The sequence below is a fragment of the Nonomuraea sp. NPDC051941 genome, assembly GCF_044593615.1.
Window position 1 is genome coordinate 222,632 of the sequence record NZ_JBIUCF010000007.1, and the last position, 22,617, is coordinate 245,248.

Annotated in this window: 19 protein-coding genes and 1 pseudogene; 14 read left to right on the forward strand and 6 right to left on the reverse strand. The window is 69.4% G+C overall.

All coding sequences use genetic code 11. The annotated features are described in order from the left end of the window. The first annotated feature begins 51 nt into the window (after positions 1-51). The 8 genes from ACIHFD_RS15285 (at position 52) to ACIHFD_RS15320 (ending at position 12,180) form a co-directional block, all read left to right on the forward strand. A complete protein-coding gene (locus ACIHFD_RS15285) occupies positions 52-897 on the forward strand; it encodes a sirohydrochlorin chelatase (protein ID WP_355200155.1) in 846 nt (281 codons plus the stop codon). 13 nt (positions 898-910) lie between these two features. After that, positions 911-1,981: a nicotinate-nucleotide--dimethylbenzimidazole phosphoribosyltransferase gene (gene cobT / locus ACIHFD_RS15290; RefSeq protein ID WP_397367401.1), complete on the forward strand. Its 1,071-nt coding sequence runs from the start codon at positions 911-913 to the stop codon at positions 1,979-1,981. Positions 1,982-2,005: 24 nt separating this feature from the next. Beyond that, positions 2,006-3,019 carry an agmatinase gene (gene speB / locus ACIHFD_RS15295; protein WP_397367403.1) on the forward strand — a complete coding sequence of 338 codons (1,014 nt, stop codon included), beginning with the start codon at positions 2,006-2,008 and terminating at the stop codon, positions 3,017-3,019. A gap of 81 nt (positions 3,020-3,100) precedes the next feature. After that, the gene (gene cobA, locus ACIHFD_RS15300; protein WP_350731616.1) at positions 3,101-4,333 is read left to right on the forward strand and encodes a uroporphyrinogen-III C-methyltransferase; all 1,233 of its coding nucleotides are present in this window, start codon (positions 3,101-3,103) and stop codon (positions 4,331-4,333) included. A 62-nt stretch (positions 4,334-4,395) separates the two neighbouring features. Continuing rightward, the gene (locus ACIHFD_RS15305) at positions 4,396-6,879 is read left to right on the forward strand and encodes a dynamin family protein (protein WP_397367404.1); all 2,484 of its coding nucleotides are present in this window, start codon (positions 4,396-4,398) and stop codon (positions 6,877-6,879) included. Continuing rightward, complete coding sequence (locus ACIHFD_RS15310; protein ID WP_350731613.1) at positions 6,876-8,498, forward strand: YfjP family GTPase; 1,623 nt, start codon at positions 6,876-6,878, stop codon at positions 8,496-8,498. The genes ACIHFD_RS15305 and ACIHFD_RS15310 overlap by 4 nt, the downstream gene beginning before the upstream one ends. 705 nt (positions 8,499-9,203) lie before the next feature. Further along, positions 9,204-10,001, forward strand: coding sequence for a single-stranded DNA-binding protein (locus ACIHFD_RS15315; protein ID WP_397367405.1), 798 nt, complete (start codon positions 9,204-9,206; stop codon positions 9,999-10,001). 970 nt (positions 10,002-10,971) lie between these two features. Then, positions 10,972-12,180: a GGDEF domain-containing protein gene (locus tag ACIHFD_RS15320; protein WP_350731609.1), complete on the forward strand. Its 1,209-nt coding sequence runs from the start codon at positions 10,972-10,974 to the stop codon at positions 12,178-12,180. A 162-nt stretch (positions 12,181-12,342) separates the two neighbouring features. Here ACIHFD_RS15320 and ACIHFD_RS15325 read toward each other — a convergent pair whose 3' ends face one another. After that, positions 12,343-12,543, reverse strand: coding sequence for a hypothetical protein (locus tag ACIHFD_RS15325; protein WP_397367406.1), 201 nt, complete (start codon positions 12,541-12,543; stop codon positions 12,343-12,345). 547 nt (positions 12,544-13,090) lie between these two features. On the opposite strand from ACIHFD_RS15325, the gene ettA reads away from it, so the two are divergent. Next, complete coding sequence (ettA, locus tag ACIHFD_RS15330) at positions 13,091-14,755, forward strand: energy-dependent translational throttle protein EttA (protein ID WP_363980788.1); 1,665 nt, start codon at positions 13,091-13,093, stop codon at positions 14,753-14,755. A gap of 370 nt (positions 14,756-15,125) precedes the next feature. Here ettA and ACIHFD_RS15335 read toward each other — a convergent pair whose 3' ends face one another. The 3 genes from ACIHFD_RS15335 to ACIHFD_RS15345 are packed head-to-tail and all read right to left on the reverse strand — an operon-like array spanning position 15,126 to position 17,800. After that, complete coding sequence (locus ACIHFD_RS15335; RefSeq protein ID WP_397367407.1) at positions 15,126-15,536, reverse strand: hypothetical protein; 411 nt, start codon at positions 15,534-15,536, stop codon at positions 15,126-15,128. Positions 15,537-15,539: 3 nt separating this feature from the next. Next, positions 15,540-16,487, reverse strand: a complete 948-nt coding sequence (locus tag ACIHFD_RS15340; RefSeq protein WP_397367409.1) for a ribonucleotide-diphosphate reductase subunit beta — start codon at positions 16,485-16,487, stop codon at positions 15,540-15,542. Beyond that, positions 16,484-17,800, reverse strand: a complete 1,317-nt coding sequence (locus tag ACIHFD_RS15345) for an MFS transporter (RefSeq protein WP_355200164.1) — start codon at positions 17,798-17,800, stop codon at positions 16,484-16,486. The genes ACIHFD_RS15340 and ACIHFD_RS15345 overlap by 4 nt, the downstream gene beginning before the upstream one ends. A gap of 162 nt (positions 17,801-17,962) precedes the next feature. Between ACIHFD_RS15345 and ACIHFD_RS15350 the strand changes: the two genes are divergently transcribed. Next, positions 17,963-18,475, forward strand: a complete 513-nt coding sequence (locus ACIHFD_RS15350) for a VOC family protein (RefSeq protein WP_397367410.1) — start codon at positions 17,963-17,965, stop codon at positions 18,473-18,475. Between the two features lie 151 nt (positions 18,476-18,626). Here ACIHFD_RS15350 and ACIHFD_RS15355 read toward each other — a convergent pair whose 3' ends face one another. After that, the gene (locus ACIHFD_RS15355; protein WP_355200166.1) at positions 18,627-19,238 is read right to left on the reverse strand and encodes a TetR/AcrR family transcriptional regulator; all 612 of its coding nucleotides are present in this window, start codon (positions 19,236-19,238) and stop codon (positions 18,627-18,629) included. Positions 19,239-19,356: 118 nt separating this feature from the next. Here ACIHFD_RS15355 and ACIHFD_RS15360 point away from each other — a divergent pair. After that, positions 19,357-19,500: pseudogene (locus ACIHFD_RS15360) on the forward strand (acyl-CoA dehydrogenase); the annotation flags it as partial. A gap of 175 nt (positions 19,501-19,675) precedes the next feature. Further along, positions 19,676-20,041 carry a hypothetical protein gene (locus tag ACIHFD_RS15365; protein ID WP_397367411.1) on the forward strand — a complete coding sequence of 122 codons (366 nt, stop codon included), beginning with the start codon at positions 19,676-19,678 and terminating at the stop codon, positions 20,039-20,041. A 78-nt stretch (positions 20,042-20,119) separates the two neighbouring features. Here ACIHFD_RS15365 and ACIHFD_RS15370 read toward each other — a convergent pair whose 3' ends face one another. Further along, positions 20,120-20,371, reverse strand: a complete 252-nt coding sequence (locus ACIHFD_RS15370) for an SCO4226 family nickel-binding protein (protein ID WP_350731592.1) — start codon at positions 20,369-20,371, stop codon at positions 20,120-20,122. Positions 20,372-21,051: 680 nt separating this feature from the next. Here ACIHFD_RS15370 and ACIHFD_RS15375 point away from each other — a divergent pair. After that, on the forward strand, positions 21,052-21,423 hold the full coding sequence (locus ACIHFD_RS15375) for a thioesterase family protein (protein WP_350731589.1): 372 nt from the start codon (positions 21,052-21,054) through the stop codon (positions 21,421-21,423). Further along, positions 21,420-22,586 (forward strand): MFS transporter, encoded by a 1,167-nt coding sequence (locus tag ACIHFD_RS15380; RefSeq protein WP_350731587.1) that lies wholly within the window; start codon positions 21,420-21,422, stop codon positions 22,584-22,586. Before ACIHFD_RS15375 ends, ACIHFD_RS15380 begins: the two co-directional genes overlap by 4 nt. The last annotated feature ends 31 nt before the right edge of the window (positions 22,587-22,617 follow it).

Below are 22,617 nucleotides of genomic sequence, written 5' to 3' on the forward strand. Positions count from 1 at the left end.
CATCGGTTATCCTCGCCTGTCTTTGTCTAACGCACCGGAGATTCCCTCACAATGAAGCCGCCGCTCCTGCTGATCGGGCAGGGCTCACAAGATGACGCCTACGCCGCGGAGTTCGGCAGGTTCGTACACCGGCTGCGTTGCCGGCTGGACCAGACGGGCGCCGACGTGTCCGGTGGCTACCTGGAACGTGCCTCTCCGCGGCTGAGCGACTCCGTCGCCTCCCTCGTCGCCAAGGGGCACCACCGGCTCGTGGCGCTGCCGATGAGCCTCAGCAGGATGAGCGAGGAGTTCCCGGCCGCGATGGAGCTGGAGCAGAAGCGGCATCCGACGCTCATGTACGACTACGGCCGTCCCCTCGGCCCCGACCCGCGCGTGCTGGGGCTGCTGGCCGAGCGGCTGAACGAGGCCGCCGCCGAGATCTCCAAGCCGCGCGCCCTGGAGCTCGTGGGAGCCAGACCCCGGCTCCGCGCGGTCGACTCCCTGCCCGTCGAGGACCACCCCGTGCACATCGAGCCCGGCGAGACGGCGGTCGTGCTGGTCGGCGAGGGCTCGACGGACGCGACCGCCAACGCCGAGATCCACCGGGTCTCCCGGCTGTTCTGGGAGACGTACGCCTACGACTTCATGACCGTCGAGACCGCGTTCGTGTCGGTCACCCCGCCCGGGGTGCCCGGCGGGCTCGAGCGCTGCCGCCGTCTCGGGGCCAAGCGCGTGATCGTGGTGCCGTACCTGCTGTTCGCGGGTGGCATGCTGGAGCGCGTGTGGGCCCAGGCGCTGGCGTACGGCGCGGGACACCCCGATCTCGACATCCGGTGCGCCGAGGTGATCGGCGACTGTGAGACCCTGGCCGACGTCGTGATCGACCGATATGAGGAAGCGCTCCAACTCGTCCCGTAAGTGGAGGTTTGCCGTGCTCGCTGAGACGCTCGCCGCGATCCGTCCCGCGGATCCTCGAGCCATCGCCGAGGCCCGCGCGTACCAGGACCGCCTCACCAAGCCCCGCGGTTCGCTGGGCGCGCTCGAGGAGATCGCGGTACGCCTCGCGGGCGCCGCGGGTGCCACCCCGCCGCCCATGCCCGAGCCCGCGGCGCTGGCCATCTTCGCCGCCGACCACGGCGTGCACGCGCGTGGCGTCACCCCGTGGCCGCAGGAGGTCACGGTGCAGATGGTGGCCAACTTCCTGTCCGGCGGCGCGGTCGCCAACGCCTTCGCCGCCCAGGCAGGCGTGTCCGTGACGGTCGTGGACGTGGGCGTCGCCGCCGACCTGCCCGACGCGCCCAACCTGGTCAACCACAAGATCGCGTACGGCACCGCCGACCTGTCCGAGGGCCCCGCGATGAGCGTCGACCAGGCGGTCAGGGCGCTGGAGGCCGGGATCGGCGTGGCCCGCGACCTGGTGGCGTCGGGAGCCCGGTGCCTGATCACCGGCGACATGGGCATCGCGAACACCACCGCCTCCGCCGCCCTGATCGCCGTCTTCGCCGGCCGTGACCCGGCCGAGGTGACCGGCAGGGGCACGGGGATCGACGACGAGACGTTCGACCGCAAGGTGGGCATCGTCCGCGAGGCCCTGCGCACGAACGGCCTGTCGGGAGCCCTGGCCACGCCCAGCGACGCGCTGCGCGCCCTGGCGGCGGTCGGCGGGTTCGAGCACGCGGCCATCGCGGGCTTCATCCTGGGCGGCGCCGCCGCCCGCGTGCCGGTGATCCTCGACGGCGTGATCGCCGGTGCCGCCGCCCTCGTGACCGCCGCGCTGGACCCGGCCGCGCTCGACCACTGTATCGCCGGCCACCGCTCGGCCGAGCCCGGCCACGCCGCCGCGCTCGCCCACCTCGGGCTGCGCCCGCTGGTGGACCTGGAGCTGCGGCTGGGGGAGGGCACGGGCGGCCTGCTGGCGTATCCGGTGGTCTGCGCGGCCGTACGCGTGATGCATGACGTGGCGACGTTCGATTCGGCGGGAGTGACCGAAAAGACCGTGTGATGATGGAGGCACTGGAGGTGAGCGGTGTCCCGTTACGGCCCCATGTACGGTCCTGACATCACGTTCCTGGGCGTGGACCGGTGCGACGTCAACGATCCGGCCTCCTACGAGGACGCCGACGTGGTGATCGTCGGCGCCCCCTTCGACGGAGGCACCAGCAACCGCCCCGGCGCCAGGTTCGGCCCGATGGCGCTGCGCCAGGCCTGCTACCTGCCGCACGACGGCTCCAGGCCCAGCCTGGCGCTGCGCGTGGACGCCCTGCGCGACCTGCGGGTGCTGGACGCCGGTGACGTCGAGTGCTACTCGGGCGACGTCGAGGGCTCGCTGGCCGCGATCGAGGAGGCGGTGCACCGCGTGGCCGCCTCCGGGGCGATCCCGCTGGTGCTCGGGGGCGACCACACGGTGGCGCTGCCGGACGCCCGCGGCACCGCGAGGGCGTACGCGCCCGGCCGTACGTCGATGATCCACTTCGACGCGCACGCCGACACCGGGAACATCGCGTTCGGCCACCTCTACGGCCACGGCCAGCCGATGCGGCGGCTCATCGAGTCGGAGGCCATCCGGGGCGACAGGTTCCTGCAGATCGGGCTGCGCGGCTACTGGCCCGAGCCGGAGACGCTGAGCTGGATGGCCGCTCAGAACATGCGTTCGTACGAGATGACGGAGATCGTGGCCCGTGGGCTGGAAGAGTGCCTGACGGAGTCGTTCGCGATCGCGCTCGACGAATGCGACCAGATCTTCCTGTCCGTCGACATCGACGTCTGCGACCCCGGCCACGCTCCCGGCACCGGCACGCCCGAGCCCGGGGGACTGACCGCCAGGCAGTTGCTCGATGCCGTTCGCCGCATCTGTTACGAACTGCCCGTGGCCGGAATGGAGGTGGTCGAGGTGGCGCCGCCGTACGACCACGCGGACATCACCGCCTACCTGGGAAACCGGGTTATCCTTGAAGCGCTTTCAGCGATGGCCAGACGCCGGAAGGATGCTCAGGGCGGGCCTCGCTGGGACCCGCGGCAGCCCCTTCTCGACGGTCGTTGACCCGTGCGCAGCAAATGACGCTTCCGGAGCCGGTAGGTTTACGTCCTAACACAGAACCATCGCGAACGGGAGATTCCCCCCATGGGCCCCTACCTCCTCGGCCTGCGGCTTTCCGGCCGCCGGGTCCTCGTCGTGGGCGGCGGGCGCGTCGCACAGCGGCGGGTTCCCGCGCTGCTAGAGGCCGGTGCGGAGGTCACGATCGTGTCGCCGAGTGTGACGCCGGCGCTCGACGACCTGATCGCCGCCGGCAGGGTCACCTGGCACGACCGGCCGTACGAGGTCGGCGACTGCGACGGTGCCTGGCTCGTACAGGCCTGCACCGACGACAGATCCGTCAACACGGCGATCGCCGCCGAGGCGGAGGCCAAACGCGTGTGGTGCGTGCGGGCCGACGACAAGGACGCCTCGGCCGCCTGGACGCCCGCCACCGGGCGCGTCGACGAGATCAACGTCGCCGTCACCGCGGGCGGTGACCCGCGCAGGGCCGCCGGCATCAGAGACGCGGTCGTGGAAGCTCTGCGCGACGGCACGGTCGACGCCCGGCGCAACCGCACCAAACCGGTCGGCGTGGCGCTCGTCGGCGGCGGACCCGGCGATCCCGGCCTCATCACCGTGCGGGGGCGGCAGCTCCTCGCGCAGGCCGACGTGGTGGTCGCCGACCGGCTCGCGCCCCGGGCCCTGCTCGACGAGCTGGCCCCCGACGTCGAGCTGATCGACGCCGCCAAGGTCCCCTACGGCCGCTCGCTCTCCCAGGAGACCATCAACGAGCTGCTCGTGGATCGAGCCAGACAGGGCAAGTTCGTGGTCCGGCTCAAGGGCGGCGACCCGTTCGTGTTCGGGCGCGGCGGCGAGGAGATGATCGCCTGCGCCCGGTCCGGCATCCCCGTGCTGGTGGTCCCCGGCATCACCAGCGCCGTGGCGGTGCCCGGCTCGGCCGGGGTGCCGGTGACGCATCGGGGCGTCAGCCAGGAGTTCCACGTGATCTCCGTGCACGTCGCGCCCGACGACCCCAAGTCCACCGTCGACTGGCCCGCCCTGGCCCGTTCCCAGGGCACGCTGGTGCTGATGATGGCCGTCGAGCGGCTGGCGAAGGTGGCAGAAGCGCTCATCCGAGACGGACGTCCCCCGGAGACTCCCGCAATGGTGGTACAGGACGGTACCCTTCCGACCCAGCGGGCGGTCACCGCTTCCCTTTCCACCGTGGCCGACCGCGTGTCCGCGGCTGGGATCCGGCCGCCGGCGATCGTCATCGTCGGCGACGTCGTGAGGGTCGGCCAGGAGGTCGAGATGGTTCGAGCGGAGCGCTTGCCGTGAACACGGCCATGGATGATGGGCGGCAGGAGTCACCGGGAGAGCAGACGTTGAGCTTTCGCCCGGTGGGTGACGAGGACCTGACAGAGGTCCAGGGCGACGACGCCTTCGATGCCTTCGGCACGAAGAAGGCGCGGAAGAAGCCCGCGGCTCCCGAGCCATCGGCTCCGGGGGAGCGGGAGGCTGCCGCGCCTTCCACGGGGCCACCGGCGCCGGAGGAGCCCGCGGAGGCGGTTACGGCTGACGACGACGTGCCTGAGGAGGCCGGCGATCCCGTGGAGCGGCCTTCCCTCTTCGTGAAGCCCGCCGCGCTCGGCGGTCCAGGGCCTCGCAAGGCGCCGCCCGTACCCCCATCTGACGGGGAGGAGGCGCGCGGCGAGCAGCCGCCCTTCGATGCCTTCGCCACGGAGGACCCGTCCAAGGAGCCCGAGGCGTCGTCGATGGACGGGCCGGCGACACTCGACGAGCAGACTCAGGACGACGTGGCGACGGAGGACGACGAGCCTCAGGACGCCGAGCCGGGCGATGAGCAGCCTCACGGCGTAGAGACGGCCTCCGGAGAGCCTCAGGACGTGGAGTCGGCCTCCGGGGAGCCTCAGGGCGCGCAGGCGGCCGATGAGGAGTCGCAGGCCGAGCCGGCGATCGACGAGCCTTCTCAGGCCGACGAGCATTCTCAGGCCGACGGGGCTTATGGCGACGAGCTACCGCAGCCCGAGCCGGCGGATGGCGACGAGCCGGAGGCCGAGCGGCAGCCCCGCGACGGCGATGAGCTTCGTGATCACGAAGAGCCGCAGGACGGCGACGAACCCCGTGACGGCGCGGAGCCGCAGGAGGGCCAGGAGCCGGCGAGGGGCGAGAAGCCCGGAGGCGGCGCGGCGACCGAGGAGAAGTCGGGCCGCGGCGAGGCGCTGCCCGCCGAGGCCGCCAAGGTGCTCACGGCGGCCCTCGGCACACTCCGGGAGAGCGTCGCGGATCTGCGCTTCGGCCTCGACCTTCCCGGCGCGGACGAGGCCAGGCAGACGCAGGCCGAGCTGCTGGCCCAGCTGGAGGGCTACGTGCTCCCCCGGGTCAGGACCAGCGCCGCCCCGGCCCTGATCGTGGTCGCGGGCTCCACCGGCGCAGGCAAGTCCACCCTGGTCAACACGCTGGCCGAGAAGAACGTCTCGCGCACCGGCGTACGCCGCCCGACCACCGGCACCCCCGTGCTGGTCTGCCACCCGGAGGACCGGAAGTGGTTCGCGGAGGGGGAGCTGCTCGCCAGCCTCCAGCGGCTCGACAAGCCCGCCCCGGAAGCCGGGACGCGGAGCATGGTCGTGGTCGCGACGGAGAAGCTCCCGCAGGGCGTCGCGCTGCTCGACACCCCCGACATCGACTCGGTCGTCGAGGAGCACCACGAGGTCGCCCACCGCATGCTCGACGCCGCCGACCTGTGGATCTTCGTGACCACCGCGGCCCGCTACGCCGACGCCCCCGCCTGGAACCTGCTTAAGCTGGCCAAGGAGCGCGGCGCCCGGCTCGCGATCGTGCTGTCGCGGGTGCAGCCCCGGTCGACTGAGGTGGTTCTGAAGCATTTCGTACGGATGCTCACCGAATACGGCCTGGGCGAGATCGACAGATTCGTCATCAACGAGGCGAAGGTCACCGACGGCAGGCTGCCCGACAGCGAGGTCACCGACCTGCGGCTCTGGCTGGCCGAGCTGTCGGTCGACGAGGAGCGCAGGGCCCAGGCCGTGCGCGAGACGCTCAACGGCGTGCTCAACAGCTTCCGCACCCGCGTACCCGCGCTGGCCAGGCACCTGGAGGGGCAGGTCGCGTTCAGGACGGAGCTGCGCAGCGACGTGGAGGCGGCCTTCCGGGGCGCGCTCGGCGAGGTCGACAAGGCGTCGAAGAACGGCTCGCTGCTGCACGGTGAGGTGCTGGCCCGCTGGCAGGACTTCGCGGGCTCCGGCGACCTCGTGCGCTCGCTCCAGGTGCGCAAACGCGGCCGGTCGGACAAACACGCGCCGGAACGGGTGCTGGCGTTCAAGGCGGCGATCCGGGCCGGGCTCGAGGCCGTGATCGTCGCCGCCGCCAACCGCGCCACCGAGGAGGTGGTCGCGCGCTGGCGGCACCGTTCCGAGCTGGGCGCCAAGCTCGGTGAGGGCCTCGACAGGCCCTCCGACAATCTCGTACGTCACGCCGGTCGCGCCATCGCGTCGTGGCAGGAGCACCTGAGCGAGCTCGTACGCACCGACGGCGTGGCCAAACGGTCGGTGTCGAAGCTGGTGTCGTTCGATCCCGACTCGCTCTCGTTGATCTTCACGGTCGCGATGTTCAGCGGGACCAACGGCGAAGGGGTGCCGCACCGGCTGGTCAACGCGCTGCTCGGCGCGGAGTCCCTGCGTGGCATCGGGGCCAAGGCGCTCAGCGATTTGCGGGCCAGGATCGGCATGCTGTTCGACGAGGAATCCATGCGTTACGTGCAAGCCCTCGACACCGCGGGCATTCCGGACGAGTCCGTGGCGACTCGCCTCTACCAGGCGACGTACAACCTCGAGGTCGCCCGATGACCACCATGGCGACCAGGCCCGGGCTGGCTCCGCGGTTGTCCGCGCTCACCAAGGTGGTGGAGCACGGCCCCGGGCGGCTGGACAAGAAGCTGCTCACCGAGGCCAACACGCTGCTGACGCAGGCCGGAGACCGGCTCAAGCTGTCCTCCGAGCACACCGTCGTCGCGCTGGCCGGCGGCACGGGCAGCGGCAAGTCGTCGCTGTTCAACGCCATCTCGGGGCTGGAGCTGTCGCCCACCGGCGTGCGCCGGCCGACCACCGCCCGTACGCACGCCTGTGTGTGGGGGCTGGAGGGCGCCGGCCCGCTGCTCGACTGGCTGCAGATCCAGTGGCGGCACCGCTTCTCCCGGGCCAGCGCGCTCGACAAGGGCGACAGCCAGCTCCACGGGCTGATCCTGCTCGACCTGCCCGACCACGACTCGATCAGAGCCCTCACCGACACCGAGGCCGACCGGCTCATCGGCCTGGCCGACCTGGTGGTGTGGGTGCTCGACCCGCAGAAGTACGCTGACGCGTCCACGCACCGCCGCTACGTGACGGAGCTGGCCGGGCATGACGCGGTGACCGTGTTCGCGCTCAACCAGGCCGACAGGCTCACCAAGGAAGAGCTGGCCGAGCTGGTCATCGACCTTAACGACCTGCTGCGCCGCGAGGGCGTCGAGCATCCCAGCGTCGTACCCACCTCCGCGGTCACGGGCCGCGGCATCGAGAGCCTCAGGAGCGTCATCGCGACCGCGGTGGCCCGCAGGCGCGCCGCCATCCAGAAGCTGGAGGCCGACCTGCACCGGCTGGAGCAGCGCCTCAGCAAGGCCATGCCGCTGGGCGAGGCCCTGTCGGCGCCGTCCTCGGTCGACGAGGCCCGCCGGATGGGGCTCACGGACGCGCTGTGCGACGCCGTGGGCGTACCGGCCGTGGGTGAGGCCATGGAGAACGTCTACGCCGAGCGGTCGAGCCACTGGGTGGGCTGGCCGTACCCGCGGTGGTTCTCGAAGTTCCGCTCGGACCCGCTCAGGAGCCTGCGCCTGCAGGACCTGGGGGAGGAGATCCGCGGCATCACGACCGGCTCGGTGAGCGCGCAGTCGGCCGAGGTCGCCAACGCCGTACAGGCACTCGCCGACGGGTTGTCCGGTGGGATGCACCCGGTGTGGCGCACCGGGGTCCACCAGGCGGCCCGCTCCCGCTCCAGCCAGCTCCCGCAGGCCCTCACCGAGGACCTCACGGAGATCGCGCCGCAGCTCGACCGCGTACCCGGGTGGTGGCGCGCGCTCAAGGTGTGGCAGTACGTCCTGGTGGTCGCCTTCGTCGCCGGCCTGGCCTGGCTGGCCGCGGGCCTGCTGATGCCGGGACAGCTTCCTCCGGCCCTGGAACTGCTGGGCGACAGCGCGACGCTGCCGTGGGTGGGGCTGATGATGGCGTCGGTGCTGGGCCTGGGAGCACTGTCGGGCATCGCCTCCCGCAACTTCGTGGAACTTGGGGCTTCGCGGGAGCGGGAGCGTCTGGAGCGCGAGATGCGCCGTCGCGTGGCCGCCGTGTCGACCACGATGGTCGTGGAGCCGGTCGAACGCGAACTGACCCGCCACCACGCCTTCTACACAGCCCTACGCGACCTGTCCCCCTGACCCTCCCCCCGCCCCAACACACCTTCCACACCTCCACCGGCCAGGGCCCGCCTCGCTCCTGTCCTTATGACCATCCGGACCCACGTCCCACGGCCATCCGGACGCGCTCAACGGCCATGCGGGTCCGCGTGCTACGCCCGTTCGGGGCCGTGTCCCACAGCCGCGTTCGGGCTTGCGTGCTGCGGCCAGATGCGTCGGCGAGTCATGGCTCTCGGCACTTACGCACTGTGGCCGGATGCGCTCGCCAGCCACAGCCCTGATCCTCGACACTTGCCTGCCACGGCTGGCCGTGCCTGCGCCCGTCCTACGGCCTTTTGCGCCCGCTCGCTGTGGTCAGATGCAGCTGCGTGCACCGCCAACCGGCACCTTCGAGCTTCGGTCAGATGGCCCGCGTCCTACGGTCATTTGTGCCGGCACGCAACGGCTCGAATACGCCGACAGCCCTTAGCATTCCCGTAGGTCGGGCGGGCTGACACCTCCACCGTAAGCAGCTTCCCCACGGCAGATAACCACCAACAGCCTCCTCTCGCGCAAAAGGCCCATTGCCCACAGAGGCCTCACCGCCAACAACCCTCTCATCCACAGCCTCAACCCATACAGCCCCGCTCATCCACAGAACCCCGTTCCAGAGCTCGTGCCCAAGCCCACTCCCGGCACCCTGATCCCAGATCGCGGGCAGCCGGCCCGCCGCATGGGAGGCACGGGATGAACGACATTTACATCACACTCACCGGCAACGTCGCAGCAGAGCCGAGGCAGTACAGCTTCGATGACGGCAGCAGGGTCACCTCACTGAAGGTGTTCTCCTCACACCGCTACTTCGACAAGAAGGCAGGGCAATGGGTGGACGGCGACAGGGTGTGTTTCACGGTCCGCTGCTGGCGTACCTTGGGCGACAACGTCGCCTCCTCCATCCGGGCAGGACACCCTGTGGTGGTCTCCGGCAAGCTGCGCATCCGCGAGTTCGGCCCGGAAGGTGACCGCCGCTTCGTGCCCGAGATAGAGGCCAGCGCGGTCGGGCACGACCTGCGCTGGGGCACCGGCGTCTTCGCCAAGCCGGACCGTTCCGGAGTCACCTCGATGAGCAAGGAGATGCGCGACCGCCTGGACGAGGAGACCCGCGACTGGGCCATGGGCACCCGCAGCTTCCGAAACCTCCCCCGCTCCGGCTCCACCCCCGAACAGAACCCCTTCCACGCCCTGAGCACCGACCGCGATCTCCCCAGCATCTCGGGATCGGACGACGCGGCACACACCCAGGAGCCCGAGGCCGACACCCTGCGATCAGGAGAAGCCACCAGCACCGCAGACTCCTCAGAGGGTGAGGACAACATCATGCGCTCCGCAGGGGAGGCGAGCGGCAAGAGGCGCACCCCGAGCACGGGAGACCACACGGTCCGCTTCCTGGGCCCCGAGACCGACGAGACGACGAGCAAGGTGGGCGTCGACGAGGAAGACGGCGATGCCGAAGAGTCCGTGCTGGAGGAACGAGCCGCGGCGTAGGAGCACACGAAGGGGCACCGCTCGGCCAACCGGTGCCCCACACGCCCAAAGGGGCGGACCCAACTGAGAAGTCGACTGTCTGCGGTGCCACCGGTGTCCCTCACGCCCAGGGGGCGGACCCGGCGGTGGGGTCGACGGTTTGCGGCGCCCACCGGTGCCCTTCACGTCCGGGGGGCGGACGCTGACGAGCGACTCCCGAAGAGCGAGCCACGAGGCAGCAACCGCAGAAGGCGAGGTCTGCGTGAGCGGAGCTGCGGCAGGAGACGTCCTCGCGAGTGGAGCTGCTGCGACAGAAGCCATAGGGGGCGATACGTAGTGAGCGGAGTGCGCGGCTGCAGCGACAGAGGGAAAGCCTTCGCGAATGAGTTGCGACGGCAGTAACCGGAGAAGGACAGCGTCTTGGCATATGCCGAGGCCATGGCCGCGATAGGAGAAATCCGGGACGCGGTTATCGGAGCGAGAAATGCAACGGGGAAGGGCACTGGAGAGTCAGGCGAGCGAAGAGGGAGTAGGCGAAGACTGAGGTGTAGGGGAAGGGCGTGGTGAAGGGGAAAGTTGAGGCGAAAGGGAAAACTGAGGTCTAGGGGGAAGCTGGGGTGGAGGGGAAGGAGGGGGGAGGGGGCACCGGCCGTGGCCCGTTTGACTGGCACCCCCGAGGGCGGCCGATGGTGTGTTGTCCGCGGCAGATGGCTAGAGCATCTGTCAGGTCCAGGTCACGCCCCGCACCATGGCTGCTCCTTTCCGGCACGGCTGTCCAACACGACCCACTCGCGGCATGAGCAGGTGTGTGTAGTCAGTGCCAACGTATCCGTTCCCATCGCACATCGCACACTCCGCAATTATTGTGTTACACATCGTTAGTTAGGGAGGAGACGAGATGGCGGCGACCAGTCACGCCTCGATCGGGTCTCGCGACGGTGTGTCAACTTTGGCCGGCCGCTGGCCGTTGCTCGGGCAACGTCGCCCGCTCGTGATCTATTTGTGTGCGATCGTCGCTCTCGACCTTGCCGCGATCATGGTGTTCGCGGTGACCACCGTCTTCCAATGGTGGGACCTGGTCACGTTCAGTGCTCTCATGGCGTGCGGCGCGGTCTGCATCGAGGCCAGTCGGCGGCTGGGCATGCCCGCCGGCGTCTCGCGAGACCTGCTGTCGGCGTGGTGGCTGCCGGTTGCGCTGCTTCTGCCGCCGCTTTACGCCATTTTCGCGCCGATCGTCCTGCAGATTCTGCTCCAGGTACGCGTGCGCGCGACCGTTCTCTACCGGCGGGTGTTCAGCGCGGCCGCCATCGGTCTGGCCGGGTGCGCGGCGTCCGTCACGTTCCACTGGGTGATCGAGGACCCGTGGGTGCTGTCGCTCGGGAGCGGCCCGCCGATCCTTTGCGCGGTCGGGGCGGCTGTGCTGTTCTCCCTGCTCAACATCGCTCTCATCGCCATCGCCGCCCACACCGCAGACCCCGACATGCCGTGGCGGGAGGTCCTGTGGGACAGGGAGAGCGTGCTGCTGGACATCGTCGAGCTCTGCCTGGGCGTGACGGTCTCGATCTGCTGCGGACTCAACCTGGCCCTGCTGATCCTGACGCTGCCGCCAGTGGTGCTGTTGCAGCGCAGCCTCCTCCACGCCCAGCTCCAGGCCGCAGCCCGTACAGACGCCAAGACAGGCCTGCTGAACGCCGCCGCCTGGCAGCGCGAGGCCGACACCGAAATCGTCCGGGCCCGCCGGACGGGCGAAACCCTGGCGCTCCTGATCATCGACATCGATCACTTCAAACGGGTCAACGACGCCTACGGACATCTGGTCGGCGATCAGGTGCTGGTGGGGGTGGCGTCCACGTTGCGCAGCCAGCTGCGGGACTACGACGTTGTGGGGCGGTTCGGGGGCGAGGAGTTCGTGGTCCTCCTGCCTGGCGCCGACATCCACGAGGCCCGCCAGGTGGCCGAACGCCTCCGCACCCGCATCGGCCACATGGCCATCCCCGTCGACGACGCCCTTGTCAGGGTGACCATTTCGACGGGGGTCGCGTTGATGAGCGTGCACGGGGACGACCTGATCGACCTGTTGGCGGCCGCTGACCTGGCGCTTTACCGGGCGAAGGAGCTGGGGCGGGACCGTGTCTGCATTCCCGTCGTCCAATCACCCCCTCCTCCACGTTCCCTCCCCAGCGACGATCACAACTCCTGACCAACTGAGCCCCACTAGGTTGGCCGTCGGCTCCGCTTGGGGTGCCGATTCGGCGGTCCCATCCGCCCCACTGGGTGGGCTGTCGGCTCTGGCGTGCGGTGCCGGTTCAGCGCCTCCATCCGCCCCACTGGGTGGGCTGCCGGCTCTGGCTGCGATGTCGGTTCAGCGGCCCCATCCGCCGCTCGATATTGGCGGCAGCGGCGAAAGCGCATGCTGCGTACCGCAGCGCGCCATGCCCAGCACTGGAACTTCGATATCGGCCCGATCGAGCAGTTTCGCCGCGTACGCGAGGTGCTTCATTCCCGCTGCGCTGATGTGGGGCGGGACCCGTCCGGCATCCGATTTTCCTGTCAGGTGCGCCACGGCTTCTCCTGTCAGGTGCGCCACGACGGCGACCCGGCCGCGACGGCCACCTGCACACCGCCTGGACCCCGGTGTTCGGCCCTCGCCCCTGATGCCTTCGGCGCGGCGGGCTCCTGGATCGAGGCCAAGCCGTTCCTGCTCAGCGGCCGCCGCGCGCGTTCGCCGAAGCCGGAGCAGACCTCGCGATCGTCTACCTGCGACCGCCCAGCCACCCGTCGGTGCCGACCCTGACGGCGGAAGCCCTGCAGACGAGCTGACACCACAGCTTTCTCGGCTATGGGTTTGCGCGTTCCGCCAGCATGACGAAACGTGGAAACCCGGTTGCCTCGCTGTCCTGGCCGTCGCCAGTCAGTGACCACTGTGTTGCGACGACCTCACGAATGCGCCCGTGTACGCCAGGGGTGGGGGCTGGCCGCGTGGGTGGCCCGCATCGGCTTCGGAATGCGCCCGTGCACGCTAGGGGTGGGCGTGGGGGACCGCCTGGTCTTTCGGGTCTTACCGGGAGGAGCGGCGGAAGCCTGGGTGGAGAGCCCCTAAGCTAGAGGGCATGCCGGAGTACATCTATACCCTGCAGCGCGTGCGCAAGGCGCACGGCGACAAGGTTGTCCTTGACGACGTCACGCTGTCGTTCCTGCCCGGAGCCAAGATCGGCGTTCTCGGCCCGAACGGCACCGGGAAGTCGACGCTGCTCCGGATGATGGCGGGCCTGGAGCAGCCGTCCAACGGTGATGCCAAGCTGATGCCGGGCTTCACGGTGGGCATGCTCCAGCAGGAGCCGCCGCTCAACGAGGAGAAAACCGTTCTCGGCAATGTGCAGGAGGGCGTCGCCGAGACGATGGCGATGCTCCAGCGCTACAACGAGATCGCCGAGCAGATGGCCACCGACTACAGCGACGAACTGCTGGAGGAGATGGGCAAGCTCCAGGACCAGCTCGAGCACCGCAACGCGTGGGACCTCGACAGTCAGCTCGAGCAGGCCATGGACGCGCTGCGCTGCCCGCCGCCCGACGCCGAGGTGACGAAGCTGTCCGGTGGTGAGCGTCGCCGGGTCGCGCTGTGCAAGCTGCTCCTTGAGGCCCCCGACCTGCTGCTGCTCGACGAGCCCACCAACCACCTCGACGCCGAGAGCGTGCAGTGGCTGGAGCAGCACCTGGAGAAGTACGCCGGCACGGTGCTGGCCGTCACCCACGACCGCTACTTCCTCGACAACGTCGCAAACTGGATCCTGGAGCTCGACCGCGGCCGCGCGTACGCGTACGAGGGCAACTACTCCACCTACCTGGAGGCCAAGGCGCAGCGCCTCAAGGTCGAGGGGCAGAAGGATGTCAAGCGGAAGAAGCGCCTGGAGGACGAGCTCGAGTGGGTTCGGTCCAACCCGAAGGCCCGCCAGACCAAGAGCAAGGCCCGACTCCAGCGGTACGAGGAGATGGCGGCTGAGGCGGACAAGTTCCGCAAGCTGGACTTCGACGAGATCCAGATCCCGCCGGGCCCGCGTCTGGGCACCACGGTGATCAAGTCCGACGTGCTGACGAAGGGCTTCGGCGATCGGCTGCTGATGGAAGGGCTGACGTTCGACCTGCCGCGTAACGGCATCGTCGGCATCATCGGCCCCAACGGCGTCGGCAAGACCACGCTGTTCCGCATGATCACCGGTAGCGAGACGCCTGACACCGGCTCGATCACCGTCGGCGACACGGTCAAGATCTCGTACGCCGACCAGAGCCGCGGCGGCATCGACCCGAACAAGAACGTCTGGGAGGTCGTCTCCGACGGGCTCGACCACATCAAGGTCGGCAACGTGGAGATGCCGTCCAGGGCGTACATCGCAGCGTTCGGGTTCAAGGGGCCTGACCAGCAGAAGAAGGCGGGGGTGCTGTCGGGCGGCGAGCGCAACCGGCTCAACCTCGCGCTCACCCTCAAGCAGGGCGGCAACGTCCTGCTGCTCGACGAGCCCACCAACGACCTCGACACGGAGACGCTGTCGTCGCTGGAGAACGCGCTGCTCGACTTCCCGGGCTGCGCGGTGATCACCTCGCACGACCGGTGGTTCCTCGACCGCATCGCCACCCACATCCTCGCGTGGGAGGAAGGCTCGAACTGGTTCTGGTTCGAGGGCAACTTCGCCGACTACGAGAAGAACAAGATCGAGCGGCTGGGCGCCGACGCCGCCCGCCCGCACCGCGTCACCTACCGGAAGCTCCACCGCGACTGAGCTGATGCGCACGCGCCCCGCCGTCCCGGAGGGAACCCCCTTCGTGTACGGCGGGGCGCGAGTGACATTGCCTGACGCACATGGCCGGTCGCCGGGACCGTCGACCGGCCGGATGGTGGACGGGTGCCGGGATCGTCGGGCGGCGTACGGATGCCGGGCTCGGCGATCAGCTCGGTGGCTGACGGGTGTCGGAGCCGGCGATCAGCTCGGTGGCTGAGGGGTGCCGGGGCCGGCGGTCAACTCGGTGGCGGGCGGGTGTCGGGGCTGGTGATCAGCCCGCGGCCGACGGTCAGCTCGGTGGCGGATGGGGGCCCGGTGACGTGATGGACGCGCCGGGCAGGAGACAGCGCCGATCGGCCGCAGTGTTCGTTCAGGGCTCGACGGGGACCTGGGACAGGGCGGCGAGAGATTCCACGAAGAAGTAGATGACCCGGAAGAACGCCAGCACATCCCCGCGTTCCAGGCGTAACCCCCGATACATCACCACCCGTCCGGGATCGGCTCCCTCCCGCAGCTCCCGCCACGTCGCCTCCAAGGCCGCCAACACATAGTCGGCGGCCGCCGGGTCGGAGGTGATCGCCGCCTCGGCGCACTTGCCGTCTTTCCAGGTCAGGACCAGATAAGCCCCCGTCTCTCGTACGCCCAGCGCCCACGTGGCCGTGTAGCCGGCACGGGCGCGGTCGATCCAGCTCCAGTACGACGGCAGTTTGCCCTCTTGTGGAGGCCCCGTGTCCACGGCGGCGCGGGCGGCTTCGGCCCATTCCGGGGTGAAGAAGCGCATGCGTCAGCCTCCGGCGAGCTCTGGTTCGATGCGGGCGACCATGTCCTGGATGTCCGGAGGGAGCGCGATGCCCACGTCCACCAGCTTCATGTGGAGCTGGCGGATCATGAGGCGCCTGACCTCCTCCGGCGACCAGCCCAGAGACTCGAGGGCGAGCCTGCGGCTGGTGGCGCTGTTCATGGCGAGGATCGTACGAAGCGTCTCGTGGATCTGGAGCAGCAGCCGCGGATCCTCCTGCACCGAGTCGCGCAGAAACCGCATCCCGAACTGCACGTGCCTGGCCTCGTCCCGGCACGTGGCCGTGAAGCCGGTGTAGTAGCCGGGCAGGAACCCCCGCTCCCGGCAGTACGTGAGCGTGATCTTCATGACGGAAAGAGCGAGCACGCCCTCGATCCACAGGAAGTACGTCGTGCCGTAGCGCACCCGGGCAGCGGGGTCTTCGGGGTCCTTCCGCAGTTCGTCGGCCTGGTAGGCGAGCAGCCCGAACGGCCCCACGAACGTCTCCGACACGTGCTCGAACGACGCGTCCAGCACATCCCGCACCGAGTCGCCCGGCATGCCGACCACTTCGCGGTAGAAACGGTCGAAGAACACCGTGTGCCGGGCCTCGTCCTCGATCTGGCTGGACATGTAGATCTTGGACTCCTCGGAGCCGCCCAGCATGAACACCGGCAGCTCCACCTCCACCTGCCGCTCCCCATGGTGGAACCCGGCGGAGATCCCGACGAACGCGTCCCGTTCCTCCTGCGACATGCGCTCGCGCCAGTCGACGATGTCCTGCGAGAAGTCCAGTTCGTAGACGTCCCACCGCTGGCGCAGGTAACGCTTGTACAGCTCGGTGTAGTCGGGCAGCCGCTTGAGGTCGCGGTGCACGTACGCGAGCACGTCGTCGATGTCGAGGTGGCGGATCCCGCGCAGGTCGGAGCCGGCGACGTCGGGCAGTTCGGTCATCCTTCGGCCTCCCCGAGGGCGACTGTGACAGGCGTGCGGGCGGGGCGGCGCCACGGCCCGTTGAACATGACGATCGCAGGGATGAACAGGACAAGACACCCCAACGCCACGAACAGCCACGTCTGCCAGTCCGTCGCCGCGACGACTCGCGGGATGACCAGCAGCCCGACCACCGCGATAGCCTTGGTCAGGAACCCGAACAGCCCCCACGCCGTGCCCTGCAGCCGCGGGTCGGCGTCCTCGGCGTCCTCCGAGTAGTTGGCCATCCAGGGCGCGTACGCCACTCCGAGCGAGCCGCCGAGCAGCGCGCCGACCACCATGAGCGTGCCGGTCGAGACGTCTTCCTGGCCCAGGGAGACGGCGAGGTAGGCGGTGACGAGGACGGCCGCGATGGTTCCGCCGAGGGAGAACGGCTTACGCAGCTGGGTCCGGTCGGACAGGCGGCCTGTTACGATCAGCGTGAGCAGATTGAGACTCCAGAACGCCGCCATGATCGTCGAAGCCTGAGCACTGCTGATACCGAGCGCATCGACCAGCATCGTCTGCCCGAAGAGCGACAGCGTGATGTAGAGCACCAGCCACAGCGAGATGCCGATGACGTGCGCCCAGATGTTCCGCCTGACGAAGAGCGAGCGCACGCGCGCCGGCCTCCCGAGATCCACCACCTGAGCCGCGGCCTGCTCGGTGTGCTGGATCCGGGCCCGCAGCTCGGGCGACAGGTCTGCGATGTTGAATGCGATGACCGCCGAAATGACGAGCGAGAAGCACCCCATGATGACGAACTGCGAGCGCCACGAATCGTTGAAGATCGGCAGGGTCCAGCCGGCGATGGCCGCGGCCAGGAAGTTCGCGCCGACGGGTCCCCACGTCCAGAAGCCGAACGCCTGAGCCCGCCCCAGGCGCGGTGAGAAGTCCCTGATCAGCGGTGCGGTGCTGGCCATGGCCACGCCGTCCACGAAGGCCAGCACGATCCGGGCGATCAACAGGTCGCGCGGGTTGTGCACGAGCGTCATGGCGAAACAGCACACGGCCGTCAGGCCCATGAGTGGGATGAGCAGCCGCACCCGGCCGAGCCGGTCGGTGAGTCTGCCGCCCAGGATGGAGGCGATCGCCCCGGCCACCGCCGCGGCGCCCGAGACTGCGCCGTACGTGGCCAGCGACATGTGTAGATCTTTGAGGAGGAGGGGTACGACGGGGGCGATCTGCCCTTCGTAGGAGCCGATGAGGATGGCCAGCACGGCCATCGTGAGGATCTTCATGCGGCGGGCGCCGGTCGGGTACTCGTCGAGCTCGCGGACGTAGGACAGCCTCATGGCTTGCCTTTCTGTGGGCTGGACCCCCGTCAAGCGTTCTAGAAGCTTGCTCTAGAATTCATTTCTGTGATGTTGCTCCTCAGTGTGCCCGTCGTCAAGGGTGAGACGTTCATCCCTGGCTAGAATCCGATTCTAGGATCGCCCGGTGTAAGGAGTCGTGTGTTGGACCTTGAACTCGACGGCCTCGAAGTCACCTTCGACCACACGGCCGTGGCCGCTCCCCGGATCAGGGACCTCTTGCCGATCTACCTCGACCTGCTCGGCGGCCGGCACCTGGGCGGCGGTGGTGACAACCGGGTCGTCGGTTTCCGCACGTTACAGCTCACATATGCGAACGGCAGCAAGATCGAGCTCATGGAGCCCCTGGCCGGATCGACGTTCTTCGACAGCTTCTTCGAGCTCACCAGAGGGCGGGGCGGCGTCCACCACCTGAACTTCCACGTCGACGACCTGACGGCCGCGGTGGCCCTGCTGACCGACCGCGGCTACCGCCTGCACGGCCTCAACCAGGCGGATCCCCGCTGGCGCGAGGTCTTCCTGCACCCCAAGGAGGCCCACGGCGTCCTGATCCAACTGGCCCAGCCGGGTCCGCACGAGCCGGGCGACGTCCGGCCGACGCTGGAGGAGGTGCTGGCCGGCCGCGGGTGGAATGGCAACGGCGTACCCAGCCCTTGATGCTTGGAGTTCGCGGGGAGCCGTTCGAGGCGGGAGAGGAGAATCCAGTGGGGCTGCGCAGGCAGCCGGAGGGCTTTCCCGCTTCGGCGCGTTCGCTCCCGGCTCGTGTCGGAGCAAGGTGCGGATCGGAGCGCCGACCGCCAGGTCCCGGTCACCCCTCTTCGAGGACCTGGAGGGGGTCGAGGCGCCGGATCAGGGTCATCGCCGCCTCGATGACCTCCTGCGCCTCCTCCTCTGTGTCCGAGGTGGCGACCTCGCGGGCAGCCTCACCGATGATGCTGGTCAGCACGGCCACGGTGAACCGATCGAGTGGATCATCCCCGGCCCTCAGCAGCACCGCATTCTGGCGTACCCACTCCCGCCCCCGCGTACGGCGGATCAGCTCGAACCCCGGCGGCCCGTCCCCATCGATGAAGAGCCGCACCAGATCGCGCCGGTCCCAGGCCCCGGCGAGGTACGCGCGAGCCCCGGCGATCAGCAGCTCGACGGGATCATCCACGCCCGCCTTCTTGGCCTTGGCCACACTGGCGGCCGACGCCTCCTCATGCGCTGCCTGGTGGTCTTCATACAGGGCCAGGAACAGCTCGGTCTTGCCCCCGAAGTGGTGGTAGAGGCTGCCGACACTGGAGCCGGCGCGGGCGACCACCTCGGAGACGCTGGCCTCGGCGAAGCCGTGCTCGCCGAAGACCTCGCGAGCCGCCTGCAGCATGGTTTTACGGGTCTGAGCCGTACGACTCCACTCCCACGAGGACTTACGCGCCACGCGGCAGAGTATAGACCTGGCCGATTCTAGAATCAGGTTCTTGACACCGCGCAACAGTGATGGTCGGGGAGGCGGCTGACGGACTTCTCGCTCACCTCAAGATCCGCAAGTCCATGGGGCAGACGATCTGGCCATCCAGTGGATGGTCGCCGACTCCCTGGTGAAGATCGAGGCGGCCAAGTGGCTGCCGTTGCACGCGGCCTGGCGGGTGCGGGAAGGCATGGATGCCCGGCACGCCTCCTCGATCGCCTTGCACGGAGGAACCCTTACGCGAGCGTCTCCATCTCTCGCGCCGACAGACGCGGCGGGCTCGCCTCGGAGGTCGGGGAATCGAGCTCGTTCTGCAGACAGGATGTCGGCCAGCCAGGCCGACAGGTAGAAGCCACCGGACGCAACGGTACGCACGGCGTTCACGATGAGGCCCGCGGGGGGCCTTGGTGACGTACCCGTTGGCGTTCGAGCGGATGGCGGCCGGCACGTCGGCGGGCCGACCCGAGGCCGAGATGGCCAGGACCCTGGTGGTCGCCGACCGCTCCCTGACCTCGGTCGCCGGCGGACAGGTACGGGTCGAGGATCAGCACGTCGTGATCCAGGTCGGAGCCGCGCAGGTCACCGATCCCCGAGCCTTGGAGCACGACTTCGAGGTCATCGAAGCGGGGAAGGAGGTACTCCAGGCCATGGCGGATGAGCTCGTGGTCATCGATCATCGCGATGCGAATCACGCCGTGTTCCCTGAGGGCTGTGAACGTGGCGGCATGCGGGCGAGGGTGAGCATGGGCATGCAGGGCCGACCAGTCCCCTAAAAGCACTACAGACTCAGCGCGAGATCATTTAGTAGGAATGGGCGACGGGCTGCCGCCCATCCCTACTGTTGTATCCGCCTACTCCACCTCGACCGGCAACTCGTAGATCTCCGTCGTGGGATGCCCGGCCTTCTCGTGTACGCGCAGCACCGCCTCCTTGGACGGCCCGGACGACAGGCAGAACACCTTGCCCGACTCGGGGTCGAGCCAGGCGCGCTCGAAGTGCACGCCCTCGGACTCCTCTATCGCCAGGTCGCGCTCATGCGCCGCACGCAACTGCTCCTCCGTGACCCCCACGAACCCGCTGTGCACGTCCATGAACTTCGCCATCGCGTCCTCTCCTCCTTGCACCATCCGGTACGTCGTGTGCCCTCTGAGGAAAAGGCGTTCCATCGTGTGCCATCTCCGTGCCACTGCCGCCCAACCAAACCGGCATCACCCGAGCCCGCTCCAGGAGCGCCTACAGCCCCCGGCGCATCAGCATCGCCGTCCCATGAACGCCCACGGTCCCCCGACACGGGTAATGGGCGGTCAGGTGGCGGGGAAACCGGGCGCTGAGGGGGTCGGGCGCTGAGTGGGCCCGGTGGTGACAGCCCCGGGCGATGGTTACGTTGAGTAATTGAAGCTGTCAGGGTGGGTGGTGGCCGTATATCCCCGTCACCCGGGGGCGTGGTTCGCGCGCTCCCGGCAGGAGGCGGCTCCCGGTGCGGGCGCCCGCGCCTGATCCCCTTGTCCGGTGGACTTGAGCCCGTGCCTGCGCCCGTGCCGTGCCTGCGCCCGCGGCCCGGGCCCGCGCCCGTGCCTGCGCCGTGCCTGTGCCTGTGCCCGTGCCTGCGCTCGATCCCAATGTCCGCCCCCGGGACGATCATCGCGCGGCCTTTGACCAGCCCGCTCGTGCGACACCTCCGACCACGAGAACAGACCTGACGCAAGGACACCTGACCCGGGCGGGTACGGTGGCTGACGTGGTTGAACGCTCCCAAGCCCAGCGGCACATATACCTCCGAACGGTGAGATTTGCCGACATCGACTCCCAGGATCACGTGAACAACGTGCGCTTCCTCGACTATCTCGAGGACGCCCGCTTCGGCATGTTCCACATCGATCCGTACAACGCGGGCGAGGAGCCGTTCAAAGGGCTGGTGGTGACCCGCCACGAGATCGACTACCGCCGCCCCCTCGGCTTCCGTGCCGAGCCGGTGCGGGTCGAGACGTGGGTGACCGAGATCAGGTCGGTGCGGTTCACGATTCAGTACGAGATCCTCGACGACAGCGACGTGTACGTCACCGCCACTTCGGTCCTCGCGGCCTACGACGTCGAGCGGGCGGCACCGCGCAGGCTCACCGAGAGCGAACTGGCCTATCTCAAACGCTTCTCGTGAAGCGGTGGTTGATGCTGGCGCTGGGCGTGAACGCGCACACCAGCGTCACCTTAGGCCTGGGCGGACTGCCCCTGATCCTGCCCGAAATACAGCGACATTTCGAAGTTTCGTTGCCGGTCGCGGGGATCATCGCGAACGCCCCGGCCATCGGCATCCTGTTCGCGCTGGTCGCCTGGGGCGCGCTGGCCGACCGGCACGGCGAACGCGTGGTCCTGGGCACCGGAGTGGGCCTGGCGGCCGTGCTGTTCGCCGCCGTCGCGTTCGTCGACCGGACCTGGGCGGTGATCGCGCTGCTGGCCCTGGCGGGCGCGGCGGGCTCGGCCGCGCTGGTCGGCGGCGGGCGGATCGTGCTGCGCTGGTTCGAACCGCCCGAACGCGGCGTCGCGATGGGCGTGCGCCAGGTCTCCTTCACCCTCGGCATGGCCATCGGCGCCTTCGTCCTTCCGCCGGTCGCCCGGGCCCACGGCCTGCCCGGCGTGCTCGCCGTCTGCGCCGCCGTCAGCCTGCTGGCCGCCGTGCTGGCCGCGCTCTTCCTGGCCGAGCCACCGCGTACGATCTCCGCGCCGGGCAGCGCACCGGCGGGCACGCCGTACCGGCAGCCCGCGCTGTGGCGGGTGCACGCGACCAGCGCCCTGCACGTGGTGCCCCAGATGGTGGTCAGCACGTACGGCGTGACCTGCCTGGTGCACCTGTACGGCTGGGACAGCGTGGCGGCCGGGCAGTTGTTCGGGGTGGCGGCGATCGGCGGGGCGGCGGTGCGCATCGCGGTCGGGCGCTGGTCCGACAGGACCGGCCTGCGCATGCGGCCCCTGCTGCTCATCACCCTCGCCACCCTCGGCGTGCTGGTGCTGCTGGTCGTCGGCACGATCACCGGCGGCGAGTTCGGACCCGTCATGCTCGCCCTCGCCGCGGTGATGACCGTGGCCGGCAACGGGCTCGCCTATCTCGCCGCCGGAGAGCTGGCCGGACCCGCTTGGGCGGGCAGGGTGCTGGCCACCCACAACACCGTCCAGAACACCGTCTCCCTCGTCATCACGCCGCTCGCCGGCGTGCTGATCGAGCACGCCGGGTTCTGGGCGGGGTTCGCGGGGGGCCTGGCGTGCGCGCTGCTCTCGCTGCCCGTCATTCCCTTCCGCGGCGAGCGCTCGCGAAGGCATGACTAACGCCGGAGCCACACTCGCGGGATCGCTGAGG

Coding starts and splice junctions, on each gene's coding strand:
- ACIHFD_RS15335 (WP_397367407.1), bottom strand. CDS start 15,536: ATGCGCTTCTTCACCCCGGAATGGGCCGAAGCCGCCCGCGCCGCCGTG.
- ettA (WP_363980788.1), top strand. CDS start 13,091: ATGCCGGAGTACATCTATACCCTGCAGCGCGTGCGCAAGGCGCACGGC.
- ACIHFD_RS15285 (WP_355200155.1), top strand. CDS start 52: ATGAAGCCGCCGCTCCTGCTGATCGGGCAGGGCTCACAAGATGACGCC.
- ACIHFD_RS15315 (WP_397367405.1), top strand. CDS start 9,204: ATGAACGACATTTACATCACACTCACCGGCAACGTCGCAGCAGAGCCG.
- ACIHFD_RS15310 (WP_350731613.1), top strand. CDS start 6,876: ATGACCACCATGGCGACCAGGCCCGGGCTGGCTCCGCGGTTGTCCGCG.
- ACIHFD_RS15370 (WP_350731592.1), bottom strand. CDS start 20,371: ATGGCGAAGTTCATGGACGTGCACAGCGGGTTCGTGGGGGTCACGGAG.
- ACIHFD_RS15340 (WP_397367409.1), bottom strand. CDS start 16,487: ATGACCGAACTGCCCGACGTCGCCGGCTCCGACCTGCGCGGGATCCGC.
- cobA (WP_350731616.1), top strand. CDS start 3,101: ATGGGCCCCTACCTCCTCGGCCTGCGGCTTTCCGGCCGCCGGGTCCTC.
- ACIHFD_RS15345 (WP_355200164.1), bottom strand. CDS start 17,800: ATGAGGCTGTCCTACGTCCGCGAGCTCGACGAGTACCCGACCGGCGCC.